Annotated in this window: 20 protein-coding genes; 10 read left to right on the top strand and 10 right to left on the bottom strand. The window is 34.0% G+C overall.

Annotated elements, in window-relative coordinates:
* Window positions 1-3: 3 nt before the first annotated feature.
* The 4 genes from D1J36_RS06160 to D1J36_RS06145 form a co-directional block, all read right to left on the bottom strand.
* Complete coding sequence (locus D1J36_RS06160; RefSeq protein WP_154137635.1) at window positions 4-1314, bottom strand: radical SAM/SPASM domain-containing protein; 1311 nt, start codon at window positions 1312-1314, stop codon at window positions 4-6.
* 64 nt (window positions 1315-1378) lie between these two features.
* Window positions 1379-1582 carry a hypothetical protein gene (locus D1J36_RS06155; protein WP_154137634.1) on the bottom strand — a complete coding sequence of 68 codons (204 nt, stop codon included), beginning with the start codon at window positions 1580-1582 and terminating at the stop codon, window positions 1379-1381.
* A gap of 113 nt (window positions 1583-1695) precedes the next feature.
* Window positions 1696-3771: an outer membrane beta-barrel protein gene (locus tag D1J36_RS06150; RefSeq protein ID WP_154137633.1), complete on the bottom strand. Its 2076-nt coding sequence runs from the start codon at window positions 3769-3771 to the stop codon at window positions 1696-1698.
* Between the two features lie 5 nt (window positions 3772-3776).
* Window positions 3777-4010: a hypothetical protein gene (locus D1J36_RS06145; RefSeq protein WP_154137632.1), complete on the bottom strand. Its 234-nt coding sequence runs from the start codon at window positions 4008-4010 to the stop codon at window positions 3777-3779.
* Window positions 4011-4217: 207 nt separating this feature from the next.
* Here D1J36_RS06145 and D1J36_RS06140 point away from each other — a divergent pair, with 207 nt between their 5' ends.
* Complete coding sequence (locus D1J36_RS06140) at window positions 4218-5927, top strand: helix-turn-helix domain-containing protein (RefSeq protein WP_154137631.1); 1710 nt, start codon at window positions 4218-4220, stop codon at window positions 5925-5927.
* A 248-nt stretch (window positions 5928-6175) separates the two neighbouring features.
* On the opposite strand, the gene secA is transcribed toward D1J36_RS06140, so the two are convergent.
* From secA to D1J36_RS06125, 3 genes are all read right to left on the bottom strand, one after another.
* Window positions 6176-9247, bottom strand: coding sequence for a preprotein translocase subunit SecA (secA, locus tag D1J36_RS06135; RefSeq protein WP_154137630.1), 3072 nt, complete (start codon window positions 9245-9247; stop codon window positions 6176-6178).
* A gap of 107 nt (window positions 9248-9354) precedes the next feature.
* Window positions 9355-9576 carry a DUF2795 domain-containing protein gene (locus tag D1J36_RS06130; protein ID WP_002662059.1) on the bottom strand — a complete coding sequence of 74 codons (222 nt, stop codon included), beginning with the start codon at window positions 9574-9576 and terminating at the stop codon, window positions 9355-9357.
* Window positions 9577-9669: 93 nt separating this feature from the next.
* The gene (locus tag D1J36_RS06125; protein ID WP_154137629.1) at window positions 9670-10701 is read right to left on the bottom strand and encodes a GDP-mannose 4,6-dehydratase; all 1032 of its coding nucleotides are present in this window, start codon (window positions 10699-10701) and stop codon (window positions 9670-9672) included.
* Window positions 10702-10861: 160 nt separating this feature from the next.
* On the opposite strand from D1J36_RS06125, the gene D1J36_RS06120 reads away from it, so the two are divergent.
* The 6 genes from D1J36_RS06120 (at window position 10862) to D1J36_RS06095 (ending at window position 15435) form a co-directional block, all read left to right on the top strand.
* Window positions 10862-11746 (top strand): outer membrane protein assembly factor BamD, encoded by an 885-nt coding sequence (locus D1J36_RS06120; RefSeq protein WP_154137628.1) that lies wholly within the window; start codon window positions 10862-10864, stop codon window positions 11744-11746.
* An 80-nt stretch (window positions 11747-11826) separates the two neighbouring features.
* On the top strand, window positions 11827-12150 hold the full coding sequence (locus tag D1J36_RS06115) for a DNA-directed RNA polymerase subunit omega (RefSeq protein WP_154137627.1): 324 nt from the start codon (window positions 11827-11829) through the stop codon (window positions 12148-12150).
* 111 nt (window positions 12151-12261) lie between these two features.
* A complete protein-coding gene (gene coaBC / locus D1J36_RS06110) occupies window positions 12262-13464 on the top strand; it encodes a bifunctional phosphopantothenoylcysteine decarboxylase/phosphopantothenate--cysteine ligase CoaBC (protein ID WP_154137626.1) in 1203 nt (400 codons plus the stop codon).
* Window positions 13465-13470: 6 nt separating this feature from the next.
* On the top strand, window positions 13471-14184 hold the full coding sequence (locus D1J36_RS06105) for a nucleotidyltransferase family protein (protein WP_154137625.1): 714 nt from the start codon (window positions 13471-13473) through the stop codon (window positions 14182-14184).
* Window positions 14181-14912 (top strand): TIGR00730 family Rossman fold protein, encoded by a 732-nt coding sequence (locus D1J36_RS06100; protein WP_154137624.1) that lies wholly within the window; start codon window positions 14181-14183, stop codon window positions 14910-14912. The genes D1J36_RS06105 and D1J36_RS06100 overlap by 4 nt, the downstream gene beginning before the upstream one ends.
* 49 nt (window positions 14913-14961) lie before the next feature.
* Complete coding sequence (locus tag D1J36_RS06095; RefSeq protein WP_154137623.1) at window positions 14962-15435, top strand: DUF6702 family protein; 474 nt, start codon at window positions 14962-14964, stop codon at window positions 15433-15435.
* 58 nt (window positions 15436-15493) lie between these two features.
* Here D1J36_RS06095 and D1J36_RS06090 read toward each other — a convergent pair whose 3' ends face one another.
* Entirely contained in the window at window positions 15494-16114 is a 621-nt protein-coding gene (locus D1J36_RS06090) for a TetR/AcrR family transcriptional regulator (RefSeq protein ID WP_154137622.1), read from the bottom strand.
* 70 nt (window positions 16115-16184) lie between these two features.
* On the opposite strand from D1J36_RS06090, the gene D1J36_RS06085 reads away from it, so the two are divergent.
* From D1J36_RS06085 to rnpA, 3 genes are read left to right on the top strand one after another with little or no spacing between them, the layout of a single operon-like run.
* Window positions 16185-16811 carry a TatD family hydrolase gene (locus D1J36_RS06085; RefSeq protein WP_154137621.1) on the top strand — a complete coding sequence of 209 codons (627 nt, stop codon included), beginning with the start codon at window positions 16185-16187 and terminating at the stop codon, window positions 16809-16811.
* Window positions 16808-17536: a tRNA threonylcarbamoyladenosine dehydratase gene (locus D1J36_RS06080; RefSeq protein ID WP_154137620.1), complete on the top strand. Its 729-nt coding sequence runs from the start codon at window positions 16808-16810 to the stop codon at window positions 17534-17536. The genes D1J36_RS06085 and D1J36_RS06080 overlap by 4 nt, the downstream gene beginning before the upstream one ends.
* The gene (rnpA, locus tag D1J36_RS06075; RefSeq protein WP_154137619.1) at window positions 17533-17874 is read left to right on the top strand and encodes a ribonuclease P protein component; all 342 of its coding nucleotides are present in this window, start codon (window positions 17533-17535) and stop codon (window positions 17872-17874) included. The genes D1J36_RS06080 and rnpA overlap by 4 nt, the downstream gene beginning before the upstream one ends.
* A 13-nt stretch (window positions 17875-17887) precedes the next feature.
* Here the strand turns inward: rnpA and D1J36_RS06070 are convergent, their stop codons facing one another.
* Both D1J36_RS06070 and lptE read right to left on the bottom strand, forming a co-directional pair.
* A complete protein-coding gene (locus tag D1J36_RS06070; protein ID WP_154137618.1) occupies window positions 17888-19288 on the bottom strand; it encodes a hypothetical protein in 1401 nt (466 codons plus the stop codon).
* Window positions 19289-19292: 4 nt separating this feature from the next.
* On the bottom strand, window positions 19293-19835 hold the full coding sequence (lptE, locus tag D1J36_RS06065; RefSeq protein WP_154137617.1) for an LPS assembly lipoprotein LptE: 543 nt from the start codon (window positions 19833-19835) through the stop codon (window positions 19293-19295).
* Between the last annotated feature and the right edge of the window lies 1 nt (window position 19836).

Genomic DNA, 19836 nt, shown 5'->3' with positions numbered 1-19836 from the left:
TTTCTAAGCTATTGCACTATGAAGTCTTGAATAAAATTTTTGCTTTATAATTTCTAGTTTTGTAGATTCATCATAATTAAATATACAATAATCTTTTCCCTCTTGTTCTAATTTATGCTGAGAACACCCTCCATTACAAATAGGCAAGATTTTACATTCTAGACAAGGCTTATTACTAAACCTCAAATCATAAATTCTTTTTTGATATTTGGTATTCCAAATAATCTCTCCTTTATCATTTAAGTCTCCTTCTTTAGATTCAGATTTAAAATCTCTTGCTGTACACTTAAAAACTTCTCCATTATAATTAATCACAGCTTGATTTAACTTATCTGCGTAACAAGAGTTTTTTATTGAAACTGACCTTTCACCTTTATAAGAGCACACAAAACCATTACCTCTATATATATCAACGATTTGAGATATATCAACCGTTAAGTTTTTTTCTTCTTGCCATACTTCGTGAAAGGAAAATTCCATATACTTCCTCCCAATTTCTGAAATATCCTTAAAGTCATCAATTATTTTCAATAAATCTTTTATTGTTTCCTCAGAAATATTAATTCTAACCGAAACAAAAATATTATTTTTTAAACAAAGTTTAATGTTATTTACTATTTCATCATATGAACCTTTGGTCTTAGATATAAACCTTACCTGATTATGCCTGTCTCTGTGTCCATCCAAAGTAATTTGAAATAAGTTTACATTATATTTTTTACATATGTCCAAAATATTTTGATTAATCAACAAACCATTGGTAGTAAACCCAGAAGAAAAATAAATATTATTTTCTTTCATTTTAGGGAAAATACTCTTTAGCAATGGAGTAATTGTAGAGTTGAAATACAACAACGGTTCTCCACCAAACCAATCTAATTTGAAATTTTTTAATTTTCCCTTCTTTGCTTCAAGAATATTTTCCACATATTTCATAATATTACTAACCGTTTCTTCACTCATTTTTGATTTTTTTATGTGAGTTTCATAGCAATACCAACACTTGAAATTGCAATTCATCGTTGGATTAATAATGAGTTCAAAGTTTTCCTCATTAAAGTCCGTTTGATAGCTTATTTTCTTTATTAACTTTAGCTCATCTCTATTTTCTTCAACTATAAATCCGTTTGATAGAAGACTATTATACAGTGTTTCGTGATACTTTGGTAATTCTTTTATTTTATTCTCATGTATAGATGCTTTGTATAAATCGTAAATGATTTTTTCTAGAATTATAAAATTATCAGAAATAGAATTATAACCTATAATTTTATCTTCATATGGAAAGAATATGTTGTATGTACTTGCTTTCATAATTTTTCTTTTTTTATTAAAAAGGACTTGATAATATCAAGTCCTTATCTATTCCAAATTAAAATTAATTTATTAATTCTTCTTTCTTGGGAACTTCTGGTTGAGAAGTACACTTATAATTTTTAGGACAAAATACATTTAACCCCCATTCAGATTCACTTACAGTTGATAATGCTGTAATACCTCCCTTTAACTTCCCTTTTTCTGTTTCGCTTAGTACTTCCATATTGGAAACTAGTACTTGAAATTCTGATTTTTTGTTTTCCATTTTTCAATAAAATTTAATAATTATCTATTAGTTTTTGCTTTAATGAAAGCCATATTTACTCATTAGTTCTCTGTATTGCGCACTACATCTAACTAATGCTTAAATCCTTTTTTTTAAAAACTTGCAGCTTCGGCCGTTTCGTTTTCTAATTTTTTGTCTATCTCCACGTTCTTCCCACGAGTAAAGTTATAGCTAAGCCCCAATAAAACCATATTTTTATTATTCAAAATTTGAGTATTTCCCGTAAAGTCTACCAAACTTTCTTTTTGACTCTTGGTTTTATATTCTGATGGCATTCCCATCCAATACATACCACCCTTCAAAACCCAATTTCCGAGCATATATCCCATAACCAAGTGATTTTGATTTTCCTCCGTAGATAAAAACGCTCCATCTACAGAATAAGTTGGGACATTAAACTGGTATTGCAAAAACCATTTTTTATACTGAGAAGTAATATTGAAGTAATTCTTAAGATAGGTATTCTTCAACTTTCGCCCGTCCTCTAATTTTATCATCTCAGAGGTAGGTCTCAAGTAGGTTTTTATCACCAAGGTTCTATTTCCGAAAGGCTTAATACTGCCGCTAAACTCCCAACGGTAGTTCTGGTAGAAGTCCGCATTCTGATACGTCAAAGCATAGCCTCCAAAATCCTGATCCAAAACATAATAACTGTTCGCTATCCGATCGATATGAGTATAGCCTAAAGTCGTATTAAAATCAAAATACTTTGAATTATACGAGTAAATCAAGTTATTCGTCCATGACTTTTGAGATTTCAAAAATGGATTTCCCCTTCTGATAATATTAGGTGCAATATTAACCACATTTGGGCTCAGTTGCGAACTGCTCGGGCTGCTTGGCTTATAAGAACTGGTGAACCGAAGGCTCTGATTGTTTTTAAACGTATAGCCCACAAGCAAACGCGGAGTAAAAGTCCACTCATCAAAAACCGATTCGGCACTCTTATTATGAATGTTCGTTAATCCCGCCCCCAAACGGTACATGAACTTCTCTTTCCTTCCCGAAATCTCAGAATAAAAATACTGCTCCAAATAATTGACACTAAACTGTCTTTGCCCCGATAAATTAGTGAGATCGTTGGAAATCGTGTTATTGCTAATCCGATACCCCGAATTCCATTTGGCCTTGCCTAAATTATGATAATGCGCCACTTCTCCCACAAAGGCTTTTTGCTTGGCAATTAGAGACATATCATTATTAAATAGATCTACTCCCGTAAAGGCAACCCACTCTCTATCATTCTGATAGGTTTGATTATCATACACCGACCCAATAAAATTAACTACCAATTCGTCTTTTTTACCAATCTGTCTGGAATAATACAAATCCAAAGTTGGCTTTAAATATTTACCGGATTTATAGTCTTTAGTGTTGTTCAACGAGCTTACATTTCCTTGTTCAAAAATACTACGCCCGTTTCCTTTACTAAAATCGTTCATCAGATTAAGATTGAATTTGGCTTGGAACGTTTCTTTCTCCGGCTTAGCGTAGGTATACCTTAAAGCAACATCTTGAATGGTATAACCAAAATGGTCTCTTCGTTTCTCTTCAGATTTATATCTCGTCCCATTTAACGAATACTCATAAGAATTAAGGTACTCTCTATTATCGTAATCCCTAAGAGAAAAAGCATACTCTAAACCAAAATCGTGATTTCCACGAGTATGGCTGGCATAAACTTGTGCATCTAAAAAACCCGTAGAAAACGCGCCTATCGCTTCTGCTCCGTAAGTCAACCCATTTTCAGGATTACGCGTAATCATATTGACAACGACATCTGCTTTCCCCTCCCACCGGGTAGGGACAATATCAAAATATTCCACACGAACCACATTTTCCGGCGCCACAGCACCAAACTGCATATCCGTAGCTTCAATACCGTTAATGAGAAATAATATCTTTCCACCTTTAATACTGGACATCCTATTGGAAACAAGATCAAGCTGAACCTCCGGTAAAGAAACCAATAAATCCTTTGAATGCCGAGCTGCAGCAATTGCCTCTTTATCAAAAGTATAAACCGATTTATCCGAAAACTGCTTTTTACGCTGAGACTTAATAATAACCTCCTGTATTTCTTTGACCTTGGCGGTAGAATCTGATTCTTGCCCATATACTAAAATACCAAAGCATAATGCAGTTATGACTATAACATTCTTTTTCATTTTCCTTATTTTTTGATTTTTATACTATCCTGTACGACTACTCCCCACTTAACAGGATCTTTGGGATGTTCTCCTTCTTTTGTACTATTATTCTTAATACTTACTGTAAACTTTCCATCCATTACTTTTGTATTATTACTCTCATAAATTTCTGAAATATTTAATTCATCGGCTTCTCTGCAACTTTCCATAGAAAAGACTCCAACTGTAAAAATGCTCATCAATAATATCTTTTTCATAGCAATAAAATTTAGTTTTACTTTCACTTGCAAAACTAAACTGCTTCTTTCGTCCAATAAAATTATTGTGGTCACAATTCAAGGAAAAATCCGTCCTAATTCACGAATTAGGACAAATATTTTAAATAATTAATATGCTGATTTACAATACATTTTACAATTAATTTTCTTTTCCTTATATTTGAGAATTATTTATACCCAATTCTTGTGCTTTTAAATAAAGAAAACCTTCTTTTTAAGTTATTTTTAATCTTTTTTTTACAGGTATGCTACGGTTTTATATCTGCCCAGTCTTATGCGTCTATTCGTTCAAAATACGACTATAAAAATGAAAATGACACCACGGCTTTAGGCGATATAAAAAGATACATTGCTAAAGCAAAGCACGAGAAAGATTATGACCATCTTACCCAAGGGTACTTTGACGCCGGGTTCTATAATTCCAATGAAAAAATAAAACTAAAGTATGCCGATAGTGCCATCATAACCGCAGAACTATCGCATAATATCGATAAAAAGACTACCGCCTACATGATGCGTGGAAGTCTTTTCTACTTCTATCGTAGAGACTTAAAAAAAGCGTTAGAAGACTATATAAAAGCGTTTAACATTTTTAAAAAACAACAACATAGTAACCTTTTTCGTACACATTCCATATCCTATCACATTGGGGTTGTAAAGAGTTATTTGGGATATAATACTGAAGCATTGGAGCATTTTAAGGAAGGGATTGCCTTTTTTGAACCCATGGCTCGTAACAAAAAGTTAGATGCTAATAGTCTATACGATAACCGAAAAGGGTATTACAATAGTATGCATCAAGCGGTGGTTTGTTACCTAAACATGGAAAACCACCAAAAAGCAGACTCCTTAATAGCAATTGGATTGTTTGAGACCGGCCAGTTTCGTGAGTTTTCTTTGGAACATTCTTACTTTTTAAAATCCCAATCCATATCAAATTACAACAAAAAATCCTTTAGCGAAGCTATCAATGGGTTTAACAAAGCTTTGCCTAACATCATAAAAAATAAAGACATCGTCTGGGAATCCATCAGCTATATGTATTTAGGAAAAGCACATATAGACCTCCATCAACAAGATAGAGGTATTCTCTATCTTAAAAAAGTGGATTCTATTTTCAATAAGACCAACTTTGTAATTCCAGAACTAAGAAAAAACTATGAACTTTTAATAAGACACGCAAAGCAAAATAATGATAAGGAACAAGAATTGTACTTCATCAATCAACTTTTGAAAATAGACCAAATTCTGTCCAAAGACTTTAACGAACTTTCTTCCAAAATACACAAAGACTATGATACAGCTAAACTTTTAGAGGAAAAAGCAAGATTGGAAAACGAAAACAATTGGATCCTCATTGCAGGTGTTATCCTTACTTTGGTATTATGCCTTCTAATCTATTTCCATTACAAAAAAGTAAGACATATCCAAAAAACATATTCTGCGTTGGAAGAAAAGCTGAAAACCAATCCTTCCATTGTCCCAGTCCAAACCTTGGAAGTTTTACCATCCCCAAACCCTATTCCTGATAAGAAAATCTATAATGAGATTTTACAAAAATTAGAAACTTTTGAAAACGAATTAGGCTTTACAGAAAAAGGGCTAACCTTAAAAAAACTTTCTGAAAAATTAGAGACAAACTCCAAATACCTCTCCCAAGTAATCAATGAAAATAAGAACAATAGTTTCTCCAAATACATCGCTGAATTGCGTATTAACTATATTACCCAGCAAATGTATAACGATAAAAAAATTCTTAACCTAACCGTAGAATCATTAGCCGAAAAATGCGGTATCCCCTCGCGTCAAAACTTTTCAGACTTATTCCTAGAAATCAACGGAATACGCCCTACCGATTTTATAAAAGAAAGGAAAAAAGAAAATACCAAATTATAGCTCTATAAAAACGATTTATATATAAAAGTTAAAACCCATCTATTCTCTTTTAATACCTTTGTAAACATTCCATCTCTCGGATTAGATTGTTCATTGGAAAATTACTTCAGTGGATTTTTATATGCTGCATACAAATAAGAACTGGCAAAAAAATTAGAAAAGAGAGATTTACTTCTCTTTTCTAATTAAACTATTTTCTTTACCTAAAAAACGGAACAGTCCTTTAGAATAACGAAACAATAAAAATCTTACGCTGGTATTTCCCCTTTATAAAGGAAAGAAATAATCTCCTTATTGATTTTATCTACCATCTCACTAAACAAATGGAAAGACTCTTGTTTATAAATCACTAATGGGTCTTTCTGCTCATAAACTGCTCCTTGGGAAGAACGGCGTAAATCGTCCATTTCTCTTAGGTGAAGTTTCCAATTCTCATCAATAATAGATAAGCAAATGTTTTTCTCAAAATCGTTGATAAGGCTATCACACTGCGTTTCGTATGCTTCTTTAAGATCTGCAAGAATAGTCATTGTCTTAGTACCATCACTAAAAGGCACTTGTATCATCTTAAACATATTACCTTGGTTTTGGTACACATTTTCGATAATAGGGAACGACTTTTCTTTAAGCAGATTAAGCTTCATCTCATAATCTTCTTGAGCTTTTTTGAATACAATATCTGTAAGTTCCTTAACTGTCTTGTTTTTGAAATCAGCTTCAGAAACAGGAGCTTCCATAGTGAAGTATTTAATAACTTCAAACTCAAACTCTTTGTAATCTCCGTGCATCTTGGTTTGATTAACAATAGAGTGAGACACATCAAATATCATATTAGCAATATCATACTTTAAGTGGTCTCCAAAGAGTGCATTCTTCCTTCTCTTATAAATCACATCTCTCTGTTTATTCATTACATCATCGTACTCCAACAATCTTTTACGAATACCAAAGTTGTTTTCTTCCACTTTCTTCTGTGCCCTTTCAATAGACTTGGTAATCATAGAGTGCTGTATTACCTCGCCCTCTTTATGCCCTAGTCTATCCATCATTTTCGCAATTCTTTCTGAACCGAAAAGACGCATCAAATTATCCTCTAACGACACATAAAACTGAGAACTACCTGGGTCTCCCTGTCTTCCTGCACGACCTCTCAACTGTCTATCCACACGGCGAGAATCGTGTCTTTCTGTACCAATAATAGCCAAACCTCCAGCATCTTTCACCTCTTTGCTTAGCTTAATATCGGTACCACGCCCCGCCATATTGGTTGCTATGGTTACAACACCTGCCCTTCCTGCTTCGGCAACAATCTCTGCCTCCTTTTTGTGAAGTTTAGCATTAAGCACTTGATGCGGAATTTTTCTTAATTGTAATGCTTTAGAAAGTAATTGCGAAATTTCTACCGAAGTCGTACCCACTAAAACAGGTCTTCCTGCCGAAGTTAATTTCTCCACTTCTTCTATTACAGCATTATATTTTTCACGATTGGTTTTATATACTAAATCGTGCTTATCATTTCTTTGTATTGGACGGTTGGTTGGAATCACCACTACATCTAATTTATAGATTTCCCAAAACTCGCCTGCCTCTGTTTCAGCAGTACCCGTCATACCCGCTAGCTTGTTATACATACGGAAATAGTTCTGGAGAGTAATTGTAGCAAAAGTCTGAGTAGCCGCTTCTATCTTTACATTTTCTTTAGCTTCTATCGCCTGATGCAAACCGTCTGAATAACGGCGTCCTTCCATAATACGACCCGTTTGCTCATCTACAATCTTTACCTCACCATCCATCACCACATATTGGTCGTCTTTTTCAAAAAGGGTGTATGCCTTTAGAAGCTGGTTAAGCGTGTGTATCCTCTCTGATTTTACAGCAAAGTCTCTAAACAATTCCTCTTTCTTGGCAAACTCTTCCTCCTTAGGTAAATTTTGAGCCTCTAATTCCGCCAATTCAGTTCCTATATCTTGTAGAACGAAGAAATTAGGGTCAGAGTTCCCTTGAGACATATACTCAACGCCTTTGTCTGTAAGGTCTATCTGATTGTTTTTTTCATCAATCACGAAATAAAGGTCTTTATCAACCTTCGGCATTTCACGATTGTTATCTTGCATATATTGTGCTTCTACTTTCTGTAAAAGAGCTTTATTACCTGTTTCTGAAAGGAATTTTATCAGTTGTCTATTTTTAGGTAAACCTCTGTACGCTTGTAAAAGTTTAAAGCCACCTTCTTTAGTATTTCCTTGAGCGATTAGTTTTTTTGCTTCGTGGAATATAGCAGAAACTGTCTTCTTCTGGACATCTACAATTCTATCTACGGAAGGCTTAAGAACATCAAATTCTTGTCTGTCCCCTTGAGGCACTGGACCTGATATAATTAAAGGTGTTCTAGCATCATCTATCAATACTGAGTCCACCTCATCTACGATAGCATAATTAAGCTCGCCCTGTACCATTTCGTTAGGCGAATTTACCATATTATCTCTCAGGTAGTCAAAACCAAATTCGTTATTAGTTCCGTAAGTAATGTTACATTGATAAGCCTTTCTTCTAGCATCAGAGTTAGGCTGGTGGTTATCAATACAATCTATACTAAGTCCGTGGAATTCGTACAATGGTCCCATCCAAGCGGAGTCCCTTCTCGCAAGATAGTCATTTACTGTTACCACGTGCACACCTCTTCCTGGTAAGGCATTAAGGTAAATAGGTAGCGTACCTACTAAAGTTTTACCCTCCCCAGTTGCCATCTCTGCTATCTTACCACTATGTAGCACCACACCTCCTATAAACTGAACATCGTAATGAACCATATCCCACTGCACCTTAGTCCCTGCAGCATCCCAATGATTTAGCCAAACCGCCTCATCACCTTCTATCACAACGAAGTCTTTGGTTGCTGCTAAAGCTCTATCTCTATCGTTAGCCTTTACTCTAATTTCTCCATTTTGAGCCCATCTTCGTGCCGTCTCTTTTAAAACCGCAAAGGCTTCAGGAAGAATATCTGTAAGTACCTTCTCTTCTATCTGATAGGCTTCTTTTTTAAGCTCTTCTATTTTGTTGAATAAAGCTTCTTTTTCATCAACATCTTTAGAGGTTTTAATTTTCTCCTTAAGCTCTTCTACTTGTGAGGTTATTTTAGAGGTTGCTTCTTTAATTTTATTTTGAAATTCTTCTGTTTTTTGTCTCAAACCATCGTCCGAAAGTTTTCCTACTTCTGGTTCAACAGCTTTTATTTTAGCAACTACTTTCTTTACCTCTTTAAGGTCTTTTTCATTTTTATTTCCGAGGAAACTTTTAAGGATTGTGTTTAAAAAACTCATAATCTAATTGTTCATTTTTCAGCTATAATGCTGGTGCTTTTTTTGATAGTAACTTAAAAAGGAAACTTACAACCGTAATGCTGCAAGTTTCACAATTGTGTTTAATTTTAATATTCGTCTTCGTTCCAAAGGAAGTCTTCGTCCGTAGGATAATCGCTCCATACTTCCTCTATGCTCTCGTAGATTTCGCCTTCGTCTTCTATCGCCTGAAGGTTTTCTACTACTTCCATTGGAGCACCTGTTCTAATAGCGTAGTCTATAAGCTCCGCTTTTGTCATTGGCCAAGGGGCATCACTTAAATAAGATGCCAATTCTAATGTCCAGTACATAATATTCTATATTTTTTGCAAAAATAAAAAATAAAGTGAATTATTCTTTATCTTTAAAGTTATAATTAAAGGTTAATTTATAAATACTTGCGACTACTTTCTCAAAAACCATTCCACAAACTTTTTTATGCCATTTTGGAAGTTTGTAGTTGGTGCATAGCCTATTTTCTGTTGTGCCTTTCTAATATCTGCATTGGTTTTTTGCACATCTCCTGCCTGCATTGGTAATTTATTAAGAGTAGCCTTAACGCCTAGCTCTTCCTCTATGGTTGACAGCATCTTATGTAGAGGAATTACCTCACTTTCACCTAAATTGAAAATTTCATACACTCCTGCATTCTCTTCTACATACTTTATAGATTTCATTATACCATCAATAATATCATCAACAAAGGTATAATCTCTAGCCGTATTGCCATCGCCGTAAAATGGTACTTGCTTATTATCTTTAATTATTTTAGCGAATTTATGTATTGCTAAATCAGGTCGTTGCCTAGGACCATAGACTGTAAAAAACCTCAACTGAATCATATCCATACCATACAAATGATGGTAAGTATGCCCTAAAACCTCCACACATTTTTTAGTGGCTGCATAAGGCGAAATTGGTCTATCCACATTATCCTCTTCCGAAAATGGAATTTTTTCATTATTACCGTAAACACTAGAAGAAGAAGCTATTACAAATTTACAAATACCTAAATCTTTAGCCACTTCCCAAATATTCATCGTACCTTTAATATTTACTTCTTGATATTCCAAAGGTCTTTCTATGGAAGGACGGACACCTGCCAAAGCCGCCAAGTGAATCACCACGTCGGGACGATGATTTTTAAAGATTTTTTCTAGTCCTTCTTTATCTCTAATATCCTGATAATAAAACTTATAATTACCTTTATTAACCAAAGAAGCTAACTTTTTAATATCCAAATTTTTATTTTCAAAGTCAAAATTTGTTGTTATTCCTAAAGATTCTAGAGTATTATTTATTTTTGTTTTATAGTTGTAGAAATCATCAAAATTATCAACATTGATGACAAAATGTCCGTTTTTCAATAAAGCTTCCACAAGATGAGAACCAATAAAACCACTCCCTCCCGTAACAAGGTAAGTTTTCTTCATCATTCAATTTAATTTTAAATCTGCACAAAGATACATAATGTTAGTCTATTTTTTTCATTGAAAGCCTCCATAAATAACAATAGATGTTGTTCTATGTTAAAATTTCATAAAATAGAAAGATTTAGTAAAAAAGTTTTATTTTTGCAGACTATACAATTAAACAATGAAAAAATACATTCTCATACTCTCGTTAGCTCTATTTTCTGTATCTTGTAACAGGCAATACGACTTAGCAATGAAAAGTGCAGATAAAGATTTGATACTGAAAACAGCTAATGAATTGTATGCCAAAAAGAAATGGAAAGAAGCTCTAAGTTTATATGAAAGGGTTCAGAATTTAGTTTCAGGCACAGACGAAGCTTCTGATATTTTATTTAAATCTGCCTATGCTAATTATTACGATAAACAATACAGAATTGCTGGACATCAGTTTAAAAAATTTTCAGTAAACAATACTCTAGCCAACGACCCTAGAAAAGAGGAAGCAGCCTATATGTCTGCAATATGTTACTATCAAGGCTCTATGGACTACAACCTAGACCAAAAGGATACAGAACTAGCCATAAACGAATTACAAAATTTCTTAAACAATTATCCAAATTCTGAAAGAACTAAAAATATTGATAAGCTGATTGATGAGCTTTCTTACAAACTAGAGTTTAAAGCTTATGAGAACGCTCGTCAGTATTATAAAATGCTAGAATTAAAATCAGCTATCATTAGCTTTGAGAATGTATTAGATGATTTTCCATCTACAAAACTCCGTCCAAAAATAGAAACAATGCTTATGGACGCAAAAGCCAAACTAGCGATGGATTCTAAATTTGAATTGAAACGAGAGAGGTTAGAACATGCAATAGCTTACACTTATCTTATGGAAAAAAATTATCCTGATACCGATATTGCTAAAACAGCCGTAACCCTAAGAAAAAAGCTAGATGCTGAACTAGAAAACTTTGCCAAGTTAGAAAAGTTAGTAGAACAGAAAAGAGAGGAACTGAAAGCTAAAGAAAAGGAAAGAGAAGAAAAGGAAAAAGCAACTAAATAAGGCTTCCTCAAAAAACATTTTTTTTGTTATATATAATTATTTATCTTTGCGGACTTAAACCATAAAAATACCCACTGAAAATGAGTGTAAAAGATTCTAAAGCAGAAGTAAGCACTATTACTTATAACCGTGATAAAATAGAAGAAAAAGTAGGCTCTATCTACGAAGCTATAGTAATTATGGGTAAAAGAGCCGAGCAAATAAATGCGGAAATTCGTACTGAACTTCACAACAAGTTAGACGAATTTGCTGTACACAATGCTACTTTAGAAGAAGTTTTTGAAAACAGAGAACAGATAGAAATCTCTAAACTTTACGAAAAACTACCTAAGCCTACCTCTATTGCTGTGAGAGAATGGTTAGATGGCGAAGTTTATTTCCGAAAGAGAGAAGAAAAATCTTAAAAATGGGTTACATACGCTAACGCTTCCTACAACAGGGAAGCGTTTTTTTTATTTGCATTTTCTACATTGAAATAAAAAAACTATATTCGTTGTTCTAAGCGAAAATATGATATGATTTTGAACAATAAAAAAATCCTAATAGCCATTACAGGCGGAATAGCTGCCTACAAAATCAATTTATTAGTCAGAGATTTTGTTAAGGCTGGAGCTAATGTAAAGGTTATATTAACTCCCTCTGCTGAAAAGTTTGTTTCTAAATTAACTTTAGCCACTTTATCCAAGAATGAAGTTTTATCTAAACTTATTTCGGAGGATGAAGAGTGGAACAACCATGTAGAACTGGGACTTTGGGCTGACGCTATGATTATTGCTCCGTGTACCGCAAACACTTTAGCCAAAATGGTTCACGGGATTTGTGATAATCTTGTAATCGCCACTTATCTGTCGGCTAAATGCCCTGTATTTATTGCTCCTGCAATGGATTTGGATATGTATCAACACCCTTCTACTAAAAGAAATTTAGATTTAGCAACTACATTTGGCAACCATATCATTCCTGCAGAAGAAGGCGAACTTGCAAGTGGTTTGGTTGGTATTGGACGATTAGCCGAACCTTGCACTATTTTCAATCATATTCATCAGTATTTTGAGAATCAAAACTCTGCTTCAAAACTCAATCAGAAAAAAGTACTCATCACGGCTGGACCAACCTGCGAAGCTATAGACCCCGTAAGATTTATAGGCAATCATTCCTCTGGAAAAATGGGTTACGCTTTAGCCGAAACTGCCGCACAAAGAGGTGCAAAGGTTATTCTTATCTCTGGACCTTCTAACGAAATCGCACATCACCCTGATATAGAACTACACTCGGTAACTTCCGCAAAAGAAATGTACCAAGAAGTTTTTAAATACTATAACGATGTGGATATTGCCATTGCAAGTGCTGCCGTTGCCGATTATACTCCCAAAGTTGTGGCTTCCGAAAAAATAAAAAAACAAGAAGAACAATTTACCATAGAATTGGTTAAAAACCCTGACATTCTCAAAGCAATGGGAGAACAAAAAAAGCATCAAATTTTGGTAGGTTTCGCTTTAGAAACACAAAACGAAGAAGAAAATGCCAAAACTAAATTGGAAAAGAAAAACTTAGATATGATTGTTCTCAACTCTCTTAAAGATAGCGGGGCGGGATTCAAAAAAGACACCAATAAAGTCAGCATTATTACATCTAAAGCAACAAACACATTTGATTTAAAATCAAAAAAAGAAGTAGCCAAAGACATTCTAGACTTTATAGAAAACCAGCTAATATAACCTTATATGAAAGCACTGATTTTTGCAGCAGGCAAAGGCACAAGGCTAAAACCCTTTACAGACCATCATCCTAAAGCTCTCGCTAAAGTGAATGGTATTCCACTTTTGGAGCGAAATATTAAATATTTGCAATCATTTGGCATCAATGATTTTGTGATTAACATACATCATTTCGGAAATCAAATTTTAGATTTCCTCAAAGAAAATAATTATTTCGGTGCCAACATAGAAATTTCTGATGAGACTAATGAACTCTTAGAAACTGGTGGTGGTATGATGTTTGCAAGACCTTTCTTAGAGAAAGAATCTCACTTCTTGGTGATGAATGCGGATATTCTAACCAATCTTGATGTTACAAAATTTGTAAATTTTCATTTATCATCAAACCAAATGGTAACTCTTGCCGTATCGGATAGGGAAAGTTCTAGAAAACTCCTTTTTGACCAAAATAAAATTTTATGTGGTTGGATTAACAAAAATACTGGAGAGCTAAAACTATCCAAAACCAACGATACACTCAAAGAATTAGCATTTAGTGGAATACATTGTATTTCTTCAGAGATTTTCTCAAGAATTAAACGAAAAGGTAAATTCTCTATTATTGATGAGTATTTAGACCTAATGAATGAAAAAGTAATTATAGGCTATGAGCATGATGCTCTACTAATAGATGTAGGCAAGCCTGAAGCCATAACAGAAGCAGAAAAATATTTTTTATGATAGACAACAATAGTAATAATAACGACTCTACCGACAACCGTATAAGTGATAGCTTTCGCCCTAAAACTTGGGACGAAAGTATTACCAAAGACAGTTGGATGGTATTTAAAGTAATGGCCGAACTCGTAAACGGCTACGAAAGTATGGTAAAATTAGGACCTTGTGTTTCTATATTTGGGTCTGCTAGACTAAAAGAAGACGACCCTTATTACCAAATGACCGTAGATATTGCGAAGAAAATCACAGAACTAGGATTTGGAGTTATTACAGGTGGCGGACCTGGGATTATGGAAGCAGGGAATAGAGGTGCCTTTGAAGCAAAGGGTAAATCTATTGGGCTAAACATCGAACTTCCTTTTGAGCAACACTTTAACCCTTACATCAGTAAGGATTACAACATGACTTTTGATTATTTCTTTGTAAGAAAGGTAATGTTTGTAAAGTACTCACAAGGATTCATCGTAATGCCTGGAGGCTTCGGAACACTAGACGAACTATCCGAAGCACTTACATTGATACAAACTCGAAAAATAGGAAGATTTCCTATCGTTTTAGTAGGTTCTAAGTTTTGGAGCGGATTATTAGACTGGTTTAAAGATACTTTGCTCGAAAATAAACTCATCTCTCCAGAAGACCTCAACCTATTCCGTGTGGTAGATACTGCCGAAGAAGCTGTAGCACACATTAAAGCTTTTTATGAGAAATATGCCATTAGTGTCAATTTCTAGTATTGGCATAATTATTGAGATTATAAGTACATAACAAAAAACAATTACAATGAAAAAGTTTTTAAACATATTAGGTATTTTCGCTTTAGTGAGTTTTGTAATGAGTTTCTTCCCCAGTGAATTTTACTCTACGATGACTAAAGTGGACTACATAGATGGTAGCAACACACTAAAGTTTACTACAAAACTAAACACTTCTCACATTACTGATGTGATTAAAGTAGATGCAAGAACAGCTGCTTTTGAAGCTGAATTGAAAAAATACATCAACTCTAAGGTTGCTGTTTCCATCAATGGTAAGCCTCAAGCAATTACCTTCACAGGTAGCCAAGTAAGTGGTGAAAGTGTTTGGATTTACTATGAAATAAATAATGTAGCTTCCATCAGTACAATTAAAATAAAGAATGCCATACTATTGGAAGCCTATCCTAAACAACTTAACCTTGTTAATATTTCCTACAAGGGTAATCAAAAGAACATGAATTTCTCTAGAGGAAATGATACTAGTGAAGTTTCTTTCTAAACCAAATTTCAAAATATTATACAGTAAAAATCCCTATCTTAAAAAAGATAGGGATTTTTTATTCTTCATAACCTAAAATTGCGTAAAGCATTGTCTTAAGATGATGTTCCATTTTTTTCTCCAATGCAGGTAAATACGCTTCTCCTTTTGGCAAGTAACTTCTATAAAAAAACTGATTTCTAATCGCAAATAATACCGTCCCGATAAGACTGGCTAATATCTCTTCTGGCTTAGCTATCTTTTTGAATACTCCTATTGCAATGCCTTTTTGTATTGCCTCCTCTAGCCTATGCGTACATAACTCATAAAAATCTTGTAAAAAAACAGCTAAATTAGAATTAAAACCAATCTCTTGAGTTGCAAATCCGTGAAAGTAATTAAACTTCAGCATCTGCTTTACAATAAAAGAGACCATTTCTGAAATCTGAACTTCTGGGCTTGCCTTGGCTATAGTTTGGGTAAAAAGGCTAAACATCTCTCGCGTCTTCTCTACCCTGTACTGATAAAGAGAAACCATCATTTTTTCTTTTGACCCAAAATAATAGGAAATCATAGCCACATTTACTCCTGCTTTTTTTGCTATTTCTCTAACGGACGCTCCATCAAACCCTTTCTTTGCTATTAGCTCCTCTGCAGCATTAAGAATATTAATTTGTTTTTGAGTAAAGTTTTGATTCATACACAGCTCATTTACTACAAAATTAGAAAAAATATATTAGATATATTCTCATTTTAGTATCTTCGTTGGCATGTTTTTCAATTTTCATCACCATAACCCAACCGAATTTGGTATTTACAATCTTCCTAAAGAAAATTATTCTCATCAAGATTATTTTTCGATAGGAGTTCACCCAATGGATATTACATCTTATTATGAAAAAACATTGCTCAACATAAAAATAATCGCACAACATGAAAAATGTATCGCCATAGGAGAATGCGGATTAGATGCACTACTTCCTATTGATGAACATTTACAAGCCGAGGTTTTTAAACTTCATATAGAGTTAGCAAAAACTCTAAAGAAGCCTCTAATTATCCACTGTATAAAACGGCATAATGAAGTTGCTAGGCTTTGTAAAAATCTAGACATCCCTGTTATTTTCCACGGATTTAATAAGAATAAAAATATTGCAAATATGCTTTTAGAAAAAGGTTTTTATCTTTCTTTTGGCACAGCTCTTTTTAAAAATTTATCTTTGCAAAATGTTTTTATAGAAACTCCCATAGAAAGGATTTTTTTAGAAACTGACGACTCTTCTGATAATATAGAGCAAGTTTATATGAAAGCTGCAGAGCTTAAACAGCTTTCTGTACAAGAATTTAAAAGTAGGATTGAAAACAACATTCTAAATGTTTTAAAATTAAATTTATGACAAATAACTGGCTGGAAAGAACAGAACTTTTAATAAAACAGGACGGACTAAATAAACTACAAAACGCCAATATTTTAGTAGTAGGATTGGGCGGCGTAGGCTCTTTTGCTGCAGAATTTTTAGCAAGAGCTGGCGTAGGAAAAATGACGATAATAGATGGCGATACGGTAGATATTACCAACATCAATAGACAACTTCCAGCATTACACTCTACCGTGAATCAGCCTAAGGTAGAATTGGTTTATGCGAGATTAAAAGACATCAATCCCGATTTAAACCTTATAGCCATCAATGAGTTTCTTACGCCTGAACGAATGGAGTCTATTCTTACCAAAGAAAAGTTTGACTATATCTTGGACTGCATTGATAGCGTTTCTCCAAAGCTTTCTCTCATCTTAGCTGCCAAAAGAAATAAAATAAAAATAGTGAGTGCTATGGGAGCTGGTGGTAAAACCGACCCTTCCAAAGTAATGGTAAGAGATATCAGTAAAACCAACAACTGTTTTTTAGCCAAACAAATACGAAAAAGACTTCGCAAAGAGAAAATCAATAAAGGTATTAAGTGTGTATTCTCTACCGAATTACAAAAAGAGGACAGCCTTAAAATGACAGACGGGTCTAATTTCAAAAAATCTTTTTACGGCACCATTAGTTTTATGCCTGCATTATTTGGTCTCCACGCAGCAGCTGAAGTTATCAATCACCTTACTAAAAAAGACGCATGAGTTATACCTACCCTAAATCTGAAAGATTAAAGTCTAAAAAAGATATTACCACTCTTTTTGAAAAAGGAAAATGGCAAACTTGTGGCAACATTAGGCTTATTTTTACTGATGCAGAAGCAAGTAAAATCGGAGTTTCTGTATCTAAACGCTATTTCAAAAAAGCTACCGACAGAAACAGAGTGAAAAGACTCCTAAGAGAATGCTATCGCCTAAACAAAGAGTTATTTCATCAAAAATTCGGAGCCACATCTCACGCTATGATATTTTGGGTATCTGCAGAAATGCCTAAAAAATATCAGTTGGTAGAAGAAGATTTTATAAAACTTTGCAAAAAGTAATACTTAGAGAAAGCTAAGCTCTCCCGCCCATTCTCATTTGTTTAATTTCTTCTATTTTTTCGGCATAAATATCAATCTTTTCTGGATATTTATTTTGCAATATACCATAGGCCTCAATGGCCTTAGTATAAAGATGTTGTTCTACATAAAGCTGAGCTAAGGTCTCCGTCATTAGATGAGAAATATCATCACCTTTTTCTTTGATTAAAAACTCTTTTTCCTCTTTAATAGGTGTATTTTTATCTACCTTAGCAATGCTAGGATTAGTCTCTATAAATTTATCTATAATTTGAGATTTTTTATCAACTTCAGAAACCGCCGTCCTATCTATTTTAAGCCAATTTTGCCAAGTATTAATGAAACTTGGGACATTACTTTCCTCAACCTCTGGTTGAGTTTCAGTAGCAATAACAGTATCTATCGGAGCAGGAGTATCGCTAAAAAATGAAACATTTAAGGCTTGTCTTTCTTCCGATTCTTCCCCTAAATCTGCTGGAGTTTCCTCCTCTACTAGAGTTTCTGTATGATGACTCTCCACTAAAATAGGTTCTTCTTTCACCTCCTCCTTAGGTTCTAGAGATGGTTTTGGTTTACCTATCAAAGCATCAGGCAAATGCGTTTCAATAGACATAGGCTTCCATTCTGAAGCTAAATTTTCTTCTGGTTGAGGACTGTCATTCAATTTATCTTCCATAGATTCTACTAAAACTTCCGTAGGAGCTTCCTCCGCTACAACGGGCTTTTGTTCTTCTACTATGTTTTCTTTAGCCACTTCGCTTTTTATGTTGCTTTCAGTCTTTAATTCGGTATCGGGTGTTTTAAATTTAATGTTTGGTAAAAATGCTTCCATTTCTTGAAAACTTAAACTTGTAGCTTCTTCCTCTTTGTTGTCTATCTCAATAACTTCCTCTCTATCTACCTCTATTTTTTGAGCATTGACTTCTTCTACAATCTCTATTTTTTCATCATTCTGAACCTCATCAGTGATTGATGATTGCGACTCCATAGCTTCATCAAAATCTATAACTTCTAACTCTTCCTCCTCTAAAACAATACCCATAGCTACAGGTACTTCCTCTGTATTTTCAGATAAAACATTGGGCTCACTCGGAGTTACCGCTTCTTCTATCTTCTCAACAGATACTTCTTCAGAAACCAAAGGTTGAACTTCTTCTATTTTCTTCGGTTTACCAAAAATCAACTGATATAATATCTTTTTATCTGTGGTAAAAGCGGCTGTTTCTGATAAAACTGAATTGTAATTCTCAGGGAAAAACTTGTGAGTCCCAATCAATTTCAAAGCTCTTAACGACTGTAAATAAGGTTGATTTTTAAGTTCTTTATCTAGCAAAGCCACATCGTCTTTCTGAATAAGCTGAGGCTGTTTTATAAGTTCTAAAATTCTAGCATTCATAATTTTACCAGTTGGCCACTATGTCGTTAAATATCTTATTGATGATTCTCTCATTCACGATTTGAACCTGCGAATTTTCTATCTGAGTAATATCTAAATCACTATTATAAACCGCTTCATCGGTATAAGTTCTATCAAAACTAAGCTGAGGGTCTATTTTATTTTCATACCTTACCTTAACACTAATCACTAGTTTGTTTTGAGCTGCTTGCATTACACCACCTTGTGTGGACACTCCTGTGGATATTGTGGTTGGTTCGTTAAGGCGATAATCTACAATCTTTCCTTCTATCATCAAATCAGGATTTTGAGTAGCTCCTTTAAGAGTGGTTCTCTGCAAAAACCTGTTTTGTAAAGCTATGGTAAATTGCTGACTTAACTCTGGATTAACCAAAGCCGCATTGTTAGGAAATGTTTTTATTTGTATTGTTTTCATTTCCGGTGTCAAAGAATTCCCCGTGAAGCTATAACAACTTGTTAGGAACAAGAAACTCAAAAATGAAAATAATATTTTACTCAATCTCATTTGATGATAGATGATATTCATA

It is taken from the genome of Riemerella anatipestifer (assembly GCF_009670965.2).
GTDB lineage: Bacteria > Bacteroidota > Bacteroidia > Flavobacteriales > Weeksellaceae > Riemerella > Riemerella anatipestifer_B.
The sequence above is the reverse complement of the archived record's forward strand: the minus strand, read 5'-3'. Positions and strand labels throughout refer to the sequence as shown.